Genomic DNA, 15,920 nt, shown 5'->3' with positions numbered 1-15,920 from the left:
ATTTAACGGATCACTAAGCCAAGCACTCTGCTAGATAATCTACCAGCAATCTAATCTTTGGCGATAAATGACGATTGTGCGGATATATGGCCCAGATACTTTCTTCAGGCTCTCTGTAGTTATCTAATAAGCTAACCAGCGCACCTGATGCTAAGTATTTTTGCACATAATAATCAGGTAGCTGCACAATACCTAAACCTTTTAGAGCGGCATCAACTAGGCTGTGACCGCTGTTATATTGCACAGTGCCAGACACGCGCATGTTTTTTTCTTTATCAGCATCTTTTTTAGAATCTATAAAATGCCAATAATCACGCGTACCAAGTAAGCAGTTATGTTGACTCAACTCGCTCAAAGAATGGGGTGTGCCATGTTTTTTGAGATAAGCAGGCGCGGCACAGACGAAATTGGTACGATGGCTAAGTTTTTTTGCCATCATGGTTGAGTCGCTTAATTTACCAATACGAATCGCTAAATCATAGCCGCCATCAACCAAATCAATTTTTTGATTGCTCAAAAAAGCCGTCACTTCGATATCACTATATTGCACCATGAAGTCATTGACCAGCGGCAATAATTGCTGCTCGCCATAGGTGACAGGAGCGGTCAGTTTGATTCTACCTTGGGGTTTTGATTGTAAGTTACTTACTGCTTGTTCAGCCGCATCCAAGCCATCGAGCACACCGCGGCAGTGCTGATAAAACACGCGACCTTCTTCAGTCAGTGATACCTTACGAGTCGTGCGATACAGCAGTTTAATATTGAGTCGCTTCTCTAAGGCGCTTATCTGCCGACTGACTTGCGCGGTTGAGATGCCCAACTCTTTTGCCGCACGTGTGAAGCTCTCGTACTCTGCCACATAAACAAACTCGCTAATACCATCCCAGCGCATGATTATTACCACTGTGTAAAAGATATTTGCAAATATAGCACATTGTTATCATTTCAGAAATGACTATAATGGTAAGCATCAAACCTTTTATAGATTGCGACAACGGTGGCTTGCCTCTACTCAGTAAGCACTATAAGCTAAATTGGTCTGCGTTTAATCAATGATAAAACTAATTAAAAGAGAGAGAGTGTTATGTCAGATAAATTTATTAAATCGAAAGCTGCCATCGCTTGGGGGCCAAACCAGCCACTATCTATCGAAGAAGTGGATGTGATGCTGCCACGTAAAGGCGAAGTATTGGTAAAAATCGTGGCAAGCGGCGTTTGCCATACCGATGCATTTACCTTGTCTGGTGAAGATCCAGAAGGCGTGTTCCCAGCGATTCTAGGTCATGAAGGCGGTGGTATCGTTGAGCAAGTCGGCGAAGGCGTGACCAGTGTGCAAGTCGGCGATCACGTCATTCCGTTATACACGGCAGAGTGCGGCGTTTGCAAAATGTGTACTTCAGGTAAAACCAATCTTTGCTCAGCAGTACGCGAGACGCAAGGTAAAGGTTTGATGCCAGATGGCACGACACGTTTTTATAAAGACGGCGAGCCAATTTATCATTATATGGGTTGCTCAACTTTTTCTGAATATACCGTTTTACCAGAGATTTCATTGGCTAAGGTCAATAAAGACGCGCCATTAGAAGAAGTTTGCTTACTTGGTTGTGGTGTCACGACTGGTATGGGCGCGGTCATGAATACCGCCAAGGTTGAAGAGGGCGCAACGGTCGCTATCTTTGGTCTAGGCGGCATTGGACTGTCAGCGGTCATCGGTGCTGCGATGGCAAAAGCTAGCCGTATCATTGCAATTGATATCAATGAAAGTAAGTTTGAACTGGCTAAAAAACTGGGTGCAACGGATTGTATCAATCCGAAAGACTACGACAAACCCATTCAAGAAGTCATTGTTGAGCTAACCGATGGCGGCGTTGATTATTCATTTGAATGTATCGGTAATGTTGATGTCATGCGTTCAGCGCTTGAATGTTGCCATAAAGGGTGGGGTGAGTCAGTTATCATCGGTGTCGCAGGTGCTGGACAAGAAATCTCTACCCGCCCATTCCAGTTAGTGACTGGTCGCGTCTGGCGCGGTTCAGCATTTGGCGGCGTAAAAGGTCGCAGCGAATTGCCGGGCTACGTTGAGCGTTACCTAGCGGGTGACATTCCATTACAAGATTTCATTACCCATACCATGCCATTAGAAGACATCAACGAAGCATTTGACTTGATGCATAAAGGTGAAAGTATTCGTACGGTGATTCATTTTTAAAAATTAGTCGTAACAAAATTGGTTATAAATTTAGCGCTATCAAATAACAATGCTATAAAACAAAGATGCCGTCCTTATATAGGGCGGCATTTTTTTGGCATTGGCAATTATTTTTGAGCGGAAAAAATTATCTGTTCGGCAAGCGTGGTTAGGTCTGCTGCTACAAAGTCCGGCGCTGGAACGTTTGGCGCTGATAATAAAGTATTGTGCGGTCGTGTGAGAAACGCCCCTCGGCAGCCAGCTGCTTGAGCGCCAATCGTATCCCAAAGATGACAAGCGACTAAGCACAAATCTGACAGTTCAACAGACAGCTCCTTAGCGACCATTTGATAAGTCTCAGGCGCAGGCTTGAATTTACTGACAGTTTCAACACTAAAATGCTGTTCAAAGAAATGGCTGATGCCTGCCTTTTCAAGCGAGGTCGGGGAAGCGCTACTTGCTGAGTTGGTCAGCGTTACCAGTCGAAACCCTGCCTCACGCAGCTTGGTTAATGCTGGTACTACATCAGGGTGGGCAGGCATTTCGCTCATGCGTTCCTTTAACTCATCGATATCGCTATCTATCAGCCTGACGTTATAAATATCAGCGGTCATCTGTAAGGCACTGACGCCAAGCTCACCAAAAGGTGTGTACAGTCCTGACAACGTCATGGTTTGCGAATATAGCACCAATTGCGCAAACCATTCTCTTAGTAGCATTTTATTGCCAAATAGGCGAGCGAATAATGGTTCAAGAGTGGTAATGTCGAGTAGCGTCTCATTGACATCAAACACGATAATAGGGACAGATGTATCAGAAGACATAAGAGATCCTTTTATGAATAGCTAACGAAACCTTGTCAGAAAGTCTAGTCTGGCATGTCAGCCAACTGCTGCAAGATATTCTTAAAATTCTCCACGCCTTGCGCACCACTAACCAGATGACGCTTATTAAAAATTACCGCTGGCACGCTTTGAATGCCTTGTTGTTGCCAATGTTGCTCTTCTGCGCGCACTTCTTTAGCGAACCTTTGGTCTGCTAACACGGCTAGCGCCTCATCACGATCTAGTCCAATCTCTGCTGCAATATCGGCAAGCACGGCATTGTCGGAAATATTGCGACCATTGGTAAAATGAGCGACGAATAACGCCTGCTTTAATTCATGCATGCGACCTTGCTGATCTGCCCAGTGCAGCAGTTGATGCAAGTTGAACGTGTTGTGCATACGCGTGTCATCGTTAAAGTTAAAGGTAAAACCAACCTCATTACCGGCTTCCATTAATCGAGCACGGCTAGCATCAGATTCTTGCTTGCTGGAACCATACTTCTCCATGATATGTTCACGCATATTTTGTCCTTCGCTTGGCATATTTGGATTAAGCTCAAACGGATGCCAGTGAATCTCATGTTCGGTGTTGGTTTGTTTAAGGGCTTCAGCAAGCTGGCGGTAACCGATGACGCACCAAGGACAAACAACGTCTGAGACGATATCTATGCGTAGTGGTTGCTTTGAGGGTAACTGCTCTGAGGGTAACTGTTTTGAATGTTCCATATTTATCTGCCTAGTTCATGATTTGTTTTTTATATAAGCTGTCTGTGGTCGACCGCCTTATAAATCAATGCTAAGAGAATAAGGGAACGATTACAATATCGTCTAAGTGACTGTTTAATAAGTGCCTTATTAACAAAATAGGTGATTACTTAACCAATCTGTAACGGTCATAAAACTGGTTTTTGCTTAAGGTTACGATATAAAAATCTTGGAGTAGTAAATGAAAAATATCACTGAAGCCATGAACTGGCGTTATAGCACCAAAGAGTTTGATGCCAATAAAAAAATATCAGCAGCAGACTTTCAAAGCTTAAAGGATATCCTACGATTGAGTCCATCAAGCACCAATATACAGCCTTGGCACTTTGTGATCGCTGATGATGAGGCTGGCAAGGCACGTATCGCAAAAGGTACGGAGGGGATGTTTGAGTTCAATACAGCAAAGGTGAAAGATGCCTCCCACGTCATCATTTTCTGTAGCCGTATCTATGCTGATGATGAATTTTTGCATGAAGTATTGGATAAAGAAGAGGCGGATGGTCGCTTCGCAGAACCAAAACTCAAAGAGCAAATGCATCAAGTGCGCAAGATGTTTTTGGACATTCGCCGTTATGAGCAAAAAGACGAGCCGCATTGGCTGGTCGAGCAAGTGTATCTAAATATGGGTGCATTATTGCTGGGTGCTGCTACTTTAGGGATTGATGCCGTACCGATGGAAGGCGCTGATCTAAAGGCACTCGATGAAGAGTTTGACCTACGTAGCAAAGGCTACACAGCCGTTGCCGTCATTGCGCTTGGTTATCGTAGTGAAGATGACTTTAATGCAAATTTACCAAAGTCTCGATTGAGTGAAGCGAGCATTATTACTAAAGCCTAACGTGTTACGTATATCCGATCCGTTTAGCCAGGCATAGATGTCGAATAGCCCTGTAAACATTGAGTTTATGGGGTTTTTTACACTAAAAAACGGCCGTATCAAGTGTGGTTTATTGAACCAGTCCCACATAAAGTAGATTGACTGTTAAAAGTCTCATAGATTAAAAACTACACTGCAATAACTACAAAGTAAAAACAAAACAACGTTTTTGATAAGCCATAATAAATCGATTGGCGCTACTTTTAAGAGGCGTTTACCACCATTCTTTTATGTTTATTTGCCAGCGGGAAGCCAGCATGTCTACTTTGACCTTAACCATCAATAAGCAAAATTATCAGCTCGATAATCTTGATCTGCGTACGACGTTGCTAGATGTCTGTCGTCAACACCTCAAAATTACAGGTCCCAAAAAAGGCTGTGACCATGGTCAGTGCGGTGCTTGTACCATACTTATCAATGGGCGACGGGTTAACGCTTGTTTGACCCTAGCGATCATGCACGATGGCGATGACATTACCACGATTGAAGGTATTGGCATGCCCGAATCATTATCAGCATTGCAACAGGCTTTTGAGGACAATGACGCGTTTCAATGTGGATATTGTACGCCTGGGCAAATTTGTTCAGCGACCGCGCTCATCGATGAAATTAAACAAAACTGGCCCAGTCATGTCACTACAGATTTGCAAAATCCGGATGGGTTGTTGGTACAAGAAATCGCTGAGCGTATGAGTGGTAATATTTGCCGCTGTTCTGCTTATCCCAACATTATCAAAGCCATTTCACAAGTTTTAGAAAATGAAATGAATGATTTATCTAAAACTGACGCAGTACAAAAATCAGAGGTGACGGGTATTTGGTCGCCACCACCTAGTGAAGCGCAGCTAAGTAGCCAAACGACGAACCATAATAATACGTCAGGAGGTCGCTCATGAAACGCTTTGAATACAGCCGTGCTACCGCGCCAGAGCAAGCCGCCACTTCTGCCAGCTCTATAGATGCCTCATTTATCGCAGGGGGTACCAACCTTTTAGACTTAATGAAACTAGAGATTGAGACGCCAATCAAGCTGGTAGATATCACTCGCTTAGAATTAGCACAAATCGAGAAGACTACAGATGGTGGCCTACGCATCGGTACGCTAGTGACCAATAGTGATTTGGCCGCGCATCCGCAAGTGATTGCTCACTATCCTGTACTCTCACGGGCGATTTTGGCAGGTGCGACGGGACAATTGCGCAATAGAGCGACGACGGGCGGTAATCTATTACAACGTACTCGTTGCTACTATTTTTACCAGACGGATAGTGCCTGCAATAAACGCAACTCAGGTTCTGGTTGCCCAGCTATAAATGGTGAAAATCGTACGTTGGCAATTTTAGGTACTAGCGATGCCTGTATTGCTCAGCACCCCTCCGATATGGCTGTAGCGATGCGTTTGCTCGATGCTACTGTTGAGACACTAAAAGCAGATGGTTCAACGCGTAAAATCGCGATTAAAGACTTTTATTGTTTGCCCAAAGACACGCCACATATCGAAAACATTTTAGAATCTGGTGAGCTTATCACTCATGTTGTGTTGCCAGCACCTGTCAACGGTATGCACACTTATGACAAAGTGCGTGATCGCGCGTCCTATGCTTTTGCTTTAGTCTCCTGTGCAGCGGTAATAGACGTGACTGATAATGGTCGTTTGGACACAGTGCGCCTAGCATTCGGCGGTATTGGTACTGAGCCATGGCGCAACGAAGCCGTTGAGGCATTGCTGACGGGTACTGATGGCAACGAAAATGTCATTAAACAAGCAGCGGATTTATTGCTAAAGGATGCTAAAGGTAGCGGTCAAAATGATTTTAAAATACCACTGACCCGCCGTCTACTCAAACAAGTTATTCAACGCGCATTAGTGGGCAAGGGAGCATAATTATGTCGTTATTGGATTCAATATTGCCAGCAGAACCGACCAAAAAAATGATGATGAATGGGCCGGTTGAGTCGCTTTTTGATAAAACAGCGAGCAAATTGGTGGGTAAGCCAATCAACCGTGTTGAGGGATCACTGAAGGTTAGTGGTCAAGCACCTTATACGGCAGAGATTCATTTAGACAATCAAGCATATGGTGTTTTGGTGAGCGCAACGATTGCCAAAGGGTGGGTCAAGCAAATCGATAGCCGCTCTTTGGATGGTATGCCTGACATTATTAAAGTGGTGACCGATCCTGAGCACTTTTTACGTAATGCCCAACAGGGCGGCGCAAAAAAAGCTCCTGTGCAAGGCGTTAGTGAGATTTTTTATCATGGTCAGCCGATAGCGGTTGTCATCGCTGAGACGTTTGAGGCGGCGACCGAAGGTGCAAAAGCTCTCAAAGTGACTTATGAAGATGAGACCGCTCAGGCGTCATTGAACTTTGCGACAGAGCTATCCTATGCTCATGACGTCAATGAAAAAAAGGGCTCAGATAAAAATTCAGAACAAGGACATCCAGAACAAAGTCTTGCTGATGCTGCGGTAACCCTTGACCGCTTTTATCATACGCCAAGTCAAAACAGCGCGGCGATGGAGCCACATGCAACGCTTGCCCATTGGGAGGGCGATAAGCTGATTATGTATTCCTCTAATCAGATGCTTGCCTCGTGCAAAAAACAAATTGTTGATGCTTTAGATTTGGACGAAGACAAGGTGCAATTGATCGCTCGCTATGTCGGTGGTGGTTTTGGTAGCAAGCTTGGTATTTCACCAGAATCAATAGCCGCCGCACTCGCCGCAAAGGATTTGGGTCGTCCAGTGTTAATCACTATGACACGTCCGCAAGTAATGGAGGCGACGATTAGACGCTCAAACACGCGTCAACGCATCGCAATTGGCTGTAGTGAAGACGGTATTATCGATACCATGATCCATGAGACGGTTTCTAGCAACTTGCCAGGAGAAGCCTTCTTTGAGCCAGCAGCGCTTTCTACTCATTATTTGTATCGCGGTGACAATCGCCGAGTCGATTACAAACAAGTAGATATAAACCAAGTATTGTCAGGCTCAATGCGTGCCCCTGGCGAAGCAGTCGGACAGATTGCCCTTGAATGTGCGATGGATGAATTGGCCGAGCAACTCAACCTAGATCCTGTCGAGCTGCGCCGTCGTAATGAGCCTGAACAAGATCCCAGTAAAGACATCCCGTTTTCCACGCGCCAGCTTATCGCTTGTATCGATCAAGCGGCTGAACAGTTTGGCTGGAATCAACGTCATGCCAAACCTGCCAGCCGCTTAGAAGGCGATTGGTGGGTGGGCATGGGTATGGCAGCGGCAGCTCGCGGCAACAGCTTAGCACCATCAGAAGCACGGGCGACCCTGCAAGTAGATGGCTCAAAAACGCTGGGCGTAAAGGCGGTAATCGAGACGGATATGACCGATATCGGTACAGGTTCTTATACTGTATTTACTCAGGTTGCCGCTGATTTATTAGGGCTTCCCATAGATCATATTGAAATGAGGCTTGGCGATACCAGCTTGCCGCCTGCGGTTGGCTCAGGGGGCAGCATGGGCGCTGCCAGCTCAGGCAGTAGTATTTATCTTGCTTGTCAGCAGCTACGTGAAACCATCGCAGAAAAGGTCGGGCTATATGCCGATACCATTCAGCTGGATAATGGTCAAATTAAGCAGGTAGGTGAGCATGGTGCTAACTTTGTAGAAACCGCTATAGACGCAGGAAAAGAAAAAGTAGCAGGTTTGAGCGCTAATATCGCAGATAAAGTGGCTGGTTTAACAGATAAAGCGACCAATAAAGTAGCAGGCACGATTGGCAATTCACAGCCTCAATCAGAAAAATATGATTTTAGTAATTTTCAGACATATGCCTTAGCCGATCTCATTGCTCAATACGACGATCAAAAACTCAGTGCAAAAGGTCAAATTGCACCAGGTAAAAATGCCAAAAGCCATCGTCAAGCGTCGTTTGGTGCTAATTTTGCAGAAGTTGCGGTGCACAGAGTCACAGGTGAAATACGCGTCAAACGTATGACAGGGGCATTTGCAGCAGGGCGTATCCTCAATCATAAAACCGCGACCTCGCAGTGTTATGGCGGTATGATATTTGGTATTGGTTCTGCATTGATGGAGCAGGTGATTCACGATAAGCGTGACGGTCGGCTATGTAATCATAACCTTGCAGAATACCATGTCCCAGTCAATGCTGACGTTCCTCAGCTCGATGTTATCTTGGTAGAAGAAGACGATCCGTATACCAATCCAATGCACATAAAAGGTATTGGTGAAACGGCAATTGCAGGTGCTGCTGCTGCTATTGCTAATGCCGTTTACAATGCCGTGGGTGTACGAGTTTATAATTTTCCAATCACCCTTGATAAGCTGCTTTATGAGCTACCAGAGTAGGTTTTTATTCAAATAAATAGACAATATGAACCCGCTAATTGTAGTCGTTAGCGGGTTTTATAAGTTGGCCATGATGGATATAGACCGTATATAGACATCAATGATAGATAGTATATAAGAGATATTATGAATCAAATTGCTGATATTCTTAAGCTGGCACGCGAGGCTCAGCAACAACAGGTTGACGCGGTATTGGCAACCGTTGTAAATACCCAAGGGTCAGCCTATCGCCGCGCAGGCGCGATGATGCTCATCTGTGAGGATGGTCGTTCGGTTGGGATGATTAGCGGCGGTTGCTTGGAGCCACATATTATTAAACGTGCTTTTTGGCTCACTCGTAACGGTGCGAACGTGCAAGTTTACCAGACGGGTGATGACATTGAATATGCTGAAAATGGTAATGTGCGAGCGAGTGTATCAGTAGATAATCCTGACTTTGATAGAGGCAGTGATAATAAAGACACGGATCATAAATATGATGAACAAGATGTTGATTTGGACGAGTTAAATTTTGGATTAGGCTGTAATGGGCGAGTACACGTGTTGTTTGAACGGTTGGCGACGGCAATGCCTTTACTAAATGTTATCAGTCAAGTTCGACAGTCTCAGCAGCCTTTAACAATTGCAACACTCATTCGCTCTACCACTCATTTTGATAAGCGCAATCATTCAAACTCTCAACTTCAAATCGGTATGCGGCTTAGCCTAGATGCTGATGCCAGCACCGCAAATATCGCTGCTATGGGCGCGAATAATGTAAACGAAATAGTGTCTAAGGCTTCAAGCACACTTATTAATATAGTTAAAAATTTGTCAGAAAATAAGTTGCTCCATAAAAATTCTGAGTACGTCGTCGTAAAAGATGACCATGATGATCTAGCCACAGAATGGCTAATCCAGCGTCTACAACCACAAATCCGCTTGCTGATTTGCGGTGCTGGCAATGATGTGATGCCGTTGGTTACGATGGCAAAACTGCAAGATTGGCATGTAACAGTGGTAGACAGTCGAGCGCAATATGCCAAGCGACGGCGTTTCCCTCAAGCAGATAGGGTGATGGTATTGGCATTAGATGATAGCGCCACTTTACTAAAGCTTAGCGAAAATGCTGCTGTTGCTTTGATGTCGCATAGTCTCAGCCAAGACCGTGCTCGCCTTGGCGTATTATTAAAGCACGCTAATCACTATAAATATCTTGGACAATTAGGACCACGCTACCGTACCGAGCGTTTAATCGAAGAAATTAGTACAAGGCTTACAAATCCTGCCATCTTAAACCTAGGTATTAATAAACTGCATTATCCGATTGGCTATAAGCTTGGCGGAGATGGCCCTGAAGCCTTAGCACTTGGTATCATGGCACAAGTCAATGCGGTCGTGCATAATCAGAAGTCGCCAGCAGAGTTTTCAGACACGCCTCTTTCAAATACTAACTTTGCAACGCTATTTTCTACTCATATTGACTCTACAGAGACGACTGCTACAAGTGCTCGTGCAGCGATAAGTTTGTTATGACCTGCGATCCTTCTAACTTAGCATCTACGCAACTAAAGCCGACGAGTCCATTAAGGCGATCAAATCATGCGGTCATTATTTTAGCCAGTGGGCTGAGCCGGCGCTTAGGTCAAGCAAAGCAGTTACTGTGCAAAGCTGGAGAACCGTTAATTTGCTTCATGACCAAACTCGCACTTTCTACAAAGCCGCAAGCAATTATTATCGTTATTCCTGATAATCAACCATTGATAGCCAGTGCGATGAATAAATTGGCTTTTCAGTACTCTATTATTCAAATGGTGGTCAATCCTACGCCTAAAACAGGTATGGCGTATAGTTTGACCTTGGCCATCGAGGCAGTCACTCAGTTGACAAGCGCATCAATCGAGCGTGTCGTCATTATGGGTGTTGATCAAGTTTTACTCGATGAGCAGCATTTAGCAAAATTGCTAGCAGATAAGCGGTCTGTAGTGGCAAGTAATTATAGTAGCTGGCAGCATTCAAATAATAAGAATTTAAATGAAACGACTGCTGCCAATGCATCGACGCAAAATATTATCGGTTTACCTTTAACGATTGATTATGGTTTGCTCAAACGATGGCAGGCAGTGCTATCAGGAGATAGCGGCCTACGATATTTCATTAGAGAGTTGCCACCCAGTCAGGTAAGTACAGTCAGTAATAAGCAATTGAGCTATGATATTGACACGCCTGAGCAACTGATACATGCTAAGCAACAAGGCTGGCTTGATGAGCAGTATTAGCCCTATTGGTACTATCGATTCATAAGTGATAAAAATGAAAAAAGTGATAGAAACAGAACGTCTTTACCTTAGGCAGTGGCAAGCAAGTGACTTTGCTGTTTTTGCTGAAATAAATGCTGATCCTGAAGTAATGAAGTATTTCCCCAAGTTATTGTCCACAGCAGTGAGTAATGCCATTGCCCATAAGTGCCAGCAGCTTATCATCGATAAAGGCTGGGGGCTTTGGGCCGTCAGTTTAAAAGACCGATCAAAAGAGAAGGGGGCTTTTATTGGGTTTGTCGGCTTGAATGATACTCATGCGGATATGTCTTTTGCCCCTGCTGTCGAGATTGCATGGCGACTACATAAAGATTGCTGGGGACAGGGTTATGCTACCGAGGCGGCAAGTGCGGCGTTGAATTTTGCTTTTAATGAGCTGTCGCTCGATAAAGTTGTGTCATTTACGGCGGTTATCAATAAGCGCTCGCAGCGAGTGATGGAGCGCATTGGCATGATTAATACCCGAGCCAACTTCTATCATCCCGCTCTTGACGTTAACCATCAGTTGGCTGAGCATGTGCTCTATAACATTACGCAGCAGCAGTGGAACAATCAATTATCAGGCTTGTGACGATAAATCAACGCCCACACCCTGTTATTAACAGTACTACTCGAATATATTACTACCGTCATACAACGTAAAGTAAGGTTTGCGATATAATTTATTTTCTACTAAATGTAAAATAAGGTCATCTTATGAATCGTACATTATGGTTAATAATTGGCATCATCAGTATTGTTGGCGGTATCTTTGCATTTTTTAATCCTCTTAGCGCCACTTTGGCCGCTGAGCAGTTAGCAGGTTTTATCTTTCTTTTAGTGGGTGTCTTACAGTTTATTGCCTTATTTCGAGCACATAGTACCACTGGAAAAGTGTTGGCTGCCATCGGCGGTGTGCTGGGTGTATTGATTGGTATTGAGTTACTACAAGATCCGTTACAAGGCATACTAACGTTGACCATGGTGATTGCTATTTTATTTATGGCAACGGGTATAGTCAGAGTCGTTGTTGCTTTCGGTCTACGTCGGACAGTGGCTTTTGTCCCAATATTATTATCAGGGCTGCTCGCGATTATATTGGCTATCATGATATTTACCAGCTATCCGCAGTCAGCGACATATATTCTTGGGATACTGTTAGCCGTCGAGTTGATATCTAATGGCATATCATTAATCATGTATTCACGTATACAACCATTTTCAGTTGGACGGATATAAATTACCTTAGAAAAATAAAAAAGACGCTGCAAAAGGGCGTCTTTTTTATTTTATGATTCATTGGAATATCACAGCCTGACAATACGAAAAGCCTACGTACAATTTATAACGTCTCACGCGAAAACGTCAAAATATGCCCTTTAAAGGGTAACTCAAGATAGGTGGTGTCTTCAGGTTTGATATGTTTGCTGCTAAAACCAAACTCAAGCATTTTATGGGTCAGCTTGTTTTTGCGTCCGCGACCAGGGTCAACCACGATGACCTCACATGTTGGCAAGGCATGGCGTCCTATAAAATCCGCCAAGATATCGATATGCTGATCTTCATAAAGCAAATCACTACCGATAATGATATCGAATTTGCCAAGATGACTATTGTCTTCCGCCCAATCTAAGCGCTCAAAGTTAATCTCTTTATTATTATTTAGCGTGGTGTTTCTATCCAAAAAATACTCAACGGTCGGATGATAATCGGTCGCCGTGATGTCTGCATGCCGGTGATTTAATAGTAAGCTTGATAATGCCATGCCGCAGCCAACCTCTAAGATACGCTTACCAGCAATGTCGTAGTTAAGCATATGATTGGCCAGTACCAAGCTTGATGGCCAGATCACCCCAAACATGGGCCAAGAAGCAGAGCAGATACCCAGATTTAATGCCTCATTGTTAGGGTCGCTGAATTGTTGGTTGTCACGCAAGGTACAGATGTGAATGTCGGTGTTGCCAATTTCAATCGTTTGATAACGCACGCGCACAGTGGTCAGCGAAGTCATAAACTTTCCTAAAAAATAAGCAAGAATGCAAGGTCTGGCAGAGGTTGCCACTTTCAATAGGAGACGTTATTAAAGGAGTGATTTAAATTTTGGAGAGGGGGTAAAAAGGTTAATAGAAGGAAAAATCCTTCATTGATTGCAGGTAGTATGACCTAACATTTGACAAGTTATTGTTACTTATTATGATTTTCTTATTACTGCATAAAATTAGCCAGTACAGTCAATCCTATCCAAATTGGATGCTGCATTAGGCGCGCTTAGTTTGCTATTTGTAGTGCTTTTTCTTTTATCCAAATCGTATTAAATCGATCATAGCAGAAGATGAAACCAAGCAAGGTATTGAAAAGAAAGGTATTGAAAAGAGAACGGACGTGGGTGGGAGAGTAAAGTGCGCTTGGTTTGATATAAGCGCACTGGTCAGTAAGGTAGCGTATAGTATTGATGGTTAACGATATATCGATCGGTTTGGTTAAATTAGCTAAGAAATCTTAAGCCAGACGTTTTCAATGCCCATACCATCTCAACAAAGGCGCGGCTATTAGTCAGAGGCTCACCATCGATGATGAGGGCGTAACCTGAACCATCAATCCATAAGAATACAAAGCTGGTCTCAGGAATCAGTAAGTCGACTTGTTGAAAAAACGAGATGGCTTGGCTTTCGACCGCCCAGCCGCGTTGTTTTTGGCGTATCATAAAACCTGAAAAGTCAGCAGCTGCGACACTGAGCATGTCCGCTTCTTCTTGGCTGTAACCGATTCGTGCTAGGCAAAACCCTTCATCAGAACCAATGGCGGCACGGCGTTTGCCTGATAAGCTGGCAACCACATACGGTAAAAACTGATCCAACGGTAGATTGGGTGCAGGTAACAACAAAGACAGCTTTTCAATCCAGCCGTGTTCTATAAAGCTCTGTAGCCATTCGTCAGAATGGCGCTTAAGCCAATCAGCGGCAAGCAATGTCTGCTCATAGGATAGTAAATCCTGTAATGACAGCTGTTCATCAGTGGGCTCACTTTGTGAAAATGCCTCAAAAATACCGGCTGGAGTGAGGGTTAGATACGTTTTATCAGCATTTAAGTAAGAGGACATAGCGGCTACCATTGTGATGAAAGTGTTAAATCGGCGATAAATTAGGTCTTAATGGTCTGATCAAGGTGTTGCTGACAGTTGTTCCAGCGCTCATCGAACTGCCAGTCGCTTTTACCCAAGCGAAACCATACTAACGAGAAGGCAAGTCGATCATTGCGAGCGATACAGTGAGCAAAGAACTCGTTTTCGATTTGCTCAATCGTGCCCCAATCCTTATCCTCACGCGCCTGCATGAGCTCAGCGGTGATGTCTTTAGCAATTTCTTTGGCATCGTCGCTACTGATTAGCAATCGCTGTTTTTGCTCATTGAGAGATGGTGATATAAGAACACTCCAGCGGGTCGCCAGCATACTATTGCGTTGAATATATCTTTTCTTACTAATACAATCGCGAAACCCTTGCTGGACATGGGGATACAAGCGATCTTTAATACGCGTAAACAGGTTATTTACATCGTAAGGAATATCATACCAGCAGCCATAAAAAAAGTCTGCGACAGCACCTTGTAGCGGCTCTTTTTCAGTTAAAAGTAATGCGGCATTGATACGTTGTTCATGAAAATGACGGTTATTGGGTGCCAAAAAAACTTTACGCGAGTATAAACGAAATACTCGGCGCGCCTCCATCTCATTTTCTTTGATAAGGTCTAAATCAGACATAATAGTGTCCTTTAAGTCATAGTGTCTATTGTATGACTAATAGCGTATGGTCAAAATGATACAGCCACTATGGCGTGACAATAGGCTATGACCTCACTAAGCAAAACGATGCAACGTGCCAATTAATCACTAATCAAGCAAGGTCTGCATCAAATCTATCATAAACTCAGCATCTTCTTCATCCATGGCTTCAAATCCTTGAGGCATGCCAAGTTCAGCCAATGCTTCTTTACCATCGTCATCATTATGCAAATTTAGAATCGCATTCATGAATATTTCTGTATCAGGAAAGTCATCTTTAATCAGTAATACATGGCTGATATCCGCCAAATCACTTTCGATCAGCACCGACAGCTGAGTTTTGGTCAGACGTGAAAAGCTATGAAAAATCTCTGCCAAGAAGAAAGCCGCTTGAGCATCACCTTTGATGACTTTACGGGCGGCTGCCTGATAAGTCTCAGTGATATCCCAGTTGAGATCAGACTCTTCTATATCCACAGCTTCTAGTAAGCGTAAACCAATCAGCTTAACATCACGGTTGTCCGCCATTGCTATGGTCGCACCTGCTTTAATGTCTTCTAAGTGCTTGATTTCACTGTTTGCCGCAGCAGCAATGACCATCTCATCTGATTTGCCAATAGGACGGGCAACGGCACGGTAGCCTTGCTCACGGATCAAAGTGGCTGCATCAAAAGGATTGGCGTAAATGACCTGAATGTCACCTGCCTCAATAATCTGCTCTTGCTCAGCATGTGAGGCAGGTATGTTTAGGTGCATGTTTAGGTTGGCACGTTTTTGGATCAAAGTATTAAACATGTGCCAGCCTGCAAAACGCTCAGGCGAAAAATCAGGGGCGATTAACATATTGTGTGTCGTCATGAT

Annotated in this window: 16 protein-coding genes; 9 read left to right on the top strand and 7 right to left on the bottom strand. The window is 44.0% G+C overall.

Annotated elements, in window-relative coordinates; all coding sequences use genetic code 11:
• Positions 1-13: 13 nt before the first annotated feature.
• On the bottom strand, positions 14-892 hold the full coding sequence (locus tag JFC10_RS04145) for a LysR family transcriptional regulator (RefSeq protein ID WP_227685924.1): 879 nt from the start codon (positions 890-892) through the stop codon (positions 14-16).
• Positions 893-1,099: 207 nt separating this feature from the next.
• On the opposite strand from JFC10_RS04145, the gene JFC10_RS04140 reads away from it, so the two are divergent.
• Positions 1,100-2,209 carry an S-(hydroxymethyl)glutathione dehydrogenase/class III alcohol dehydrogenase gene (locus JFC10_RS04140; protein ID WP_443510131.1) on the top strand — a complete coding sequence of 370 codons (1,110 nt, stop codon included), beginning with the start codon at positions 1,100-1,102 and terminating at the stop codon, positions 2,207-2,209.
• Positions 2,210-2,316: 107 nt separating this feature from the next.
• Here the strand turns inward: JFC10_RS04140 and JFC10_RS04135 are convergent, their stop codons facing one another.
• Together JFC10_RS04135 and JFC10_RS04130 are read right to left on the bottom strand one after the other, a co-directional pair.
• Positions 2,317-3,012 carry a haloacid dehalogenase type II gene (locus tag JFC10_RS04135; protein ID WP_198331794.1) on the bottom strand — a complete coding sequence of 232 codons (696 nt, stop codon included), beginning with the start codon at positions 3,010-3,012 and terminating at the stop codon, positions 2,317-2,319.
• Positions 3,013-3,056: 44 nt separating this feature from the next.
• Entirely contained in the window at positions 3,057-3,740 is a 684-nt protein-coding gene (locus JFC10_RS04130) for a DsbA family oxidoreductase (RefSeq protein ID WP_198331785.1), read from the bottom strand.
• Positions 3,741-3,960: 220 nt separating this feature from the next.
• Between JFC10_RS04130 and nfsB the strand changes: the two genes are divergently transcribed.
• The 8 genes from nfsB to JFC10_RS04090 all read left to right on the top strand — a co-directional run bounded on the left by nfsB (position 3,961) and on the right by JFC10_RS04090 (position 12,518).
• On the top strand, positions 3,961-4,617 hold the full coding sequence (gene nfsB, locus JFC10_RS04125; protein ID WP_198331784.1) for an oxygen-insensitive NAD(P)H nitroreductase: 657 nt from the start codon (positions 3,961-3,963) through the stop codon (positions 4,615-4,617).
• A 296-nt stretch (positions 4,618-4,913) separates the two neighbouring features.
• Entirely contained in the window at positions 4,914-5,552 is a 639-nt protein-coding gene (locus tag JFC10_RS04120) for a 2Fe-2S iron-sulfur cluster-binding protein (protein ID WP_198331783.1), read from the top strand.
• A complete protein-coding gene (locus JFC10_RS04115; protein WP_198331782.1) occupies positions 5,549-6,541 on the top strand; it encodes an FAD binding domain-containing protein in 993 nt (330 codons plus the stop codon). Before JFC10_RS04120 ends, JFC10_RS04115 begins: the two co-directional genes overlap by 4 nt.
• 2 nt (positions 6,542-6,543) lie before the next feature.
• Positions 6,544-9,003 carry a xanthine dehydrogenase family protein molybdopterin-binding subunit gene (locus JFC10_RS04110; RefSeq protein WP_198331781.1) on the top strand — a complete coding sequence of 820 codons (2,460 nt, stop codon included), beginning with the start codon at positions 6,544-6,546 and terminating at the stop codon, positions 9,001-9,003.
• Positions 9,004-9,129: 126 nt separating this feature from the next.
• Positions 9,130-10,518 carry an XdhC family protein gene (locus tag JFC10_RS04105; RefSeq protein WP_198331780.1) on the top strand — a complete coding sequence of 463 codons (1,389 nt, stop codon included), beginning with the start codon at positions 9,130-9,132 and terminating at the stop codon, positions 10,516-10,518.
• Between the two features lie 74 nt (positions 10,519-10,592).
• On the top strand, positions 10,593-11,261 hold the full coding sequence (locus JFC10_RS04100) for an NTP transferase domain-containing protein (protein WP_227685933.1): 669 nt from the start codon (positions 10,593-10,595) through the stop codon (positions 11,259-11,261).
• Positions 11,262-11,295: 34 nt separating this feature from the next.
• Entirely contained in the window at positions 11,296-11,871 is a 576-nt protein-coding gene (locus JFC10_RS04095) for a GNAT family N-acetyltransferase (RefSeq protein ID WP_198331778.1), read from the top strand.
• A 125-nt stretch (positions 11,872-11,996) separates the two neighbouring features.
• Positions 11,997-12,518 (top strand): HdeD family acid-resistance protein, encoded by a 522-nt coding sequence (locus JFC10_RS04090; RefSeq protein WP_193012384.1) that lies wholly within the window; start codon positions 11,997-11,999, stop codon positions 12,516-12,518.
• Between the two features lie 103 nt (positions 12,519-12,621).
• Here JFC10_RS04090 and JFC10_RS04085 read toward each other — a convergent pair whose 3' ends face one another.
• The 4 genes from JFC10_RS04085 to JFC10_RS04070 form a co-directional block, all read right to left on the bottom strand.
• Positions 12,622-13,290 (bottom strand): class I SAM-dependent methyltransferase, encoded by a 669-nt coding sequence (locus JFC10_RS04085; RefSeq protein ID WP_198331777.1) that lies wholly within the window; start codon positions 13,288-13,290, stop codon positions 12,622-12,624.
• Positions 13,291-13,764: 474 nt separating this feature from the next.
• A complete protein-coding gene (locus tag JFC10_RS04080; protein ID WP_193012386.1) occupies positions 13,765-14,379 on the bottom strand; it encodes a hypothetical protein in 615 nt (204 codons plus the stop codon).
• 41 nt (positions 14,380-14,420) lie between these two features.
• Positions 14,421-15,038 (bottom strand): hypothetical protein, encoded by a 618-nt coding sequence (locus JFC10_RS04075; protein WP_193012387.1) that lies wholly within the window; start codon positions 15,036-15,038, stop codon positions 14,421-14,423.
• Between the two features lie 129 nt (positions 15,039-15,167).
• The gene (locus JFC10_RS04070; protein WP_198331776.1) at positions 15,168-15,917 is read right to left on the bottom strand and encodes a PhnD/SsuA/transferrin family substrate-binding protein; all 750 of its coding nucleotides are present in this window, start codon (positions 15,915-15,917) and stop codon (positions 15,168-15,170) included.
• Positions 15,918-15,920 lie beyond the last annotated feature (3 nt).

The organism is Psychrobacter aquimaris (genome assembly GCF_016107525.1).
Taxonomy (GTDB): Bacteria; Pseudomonadota; Gammaproteobacteria; order Pseudomonadales; family Moraxellaceae; genus Psychrobacter; species Psychrobacter aquimaris.
Note: the sequence above shows the minus strand (reverse complement) of the source record. Positions and strands in the feature narration are given on the sequence as shown.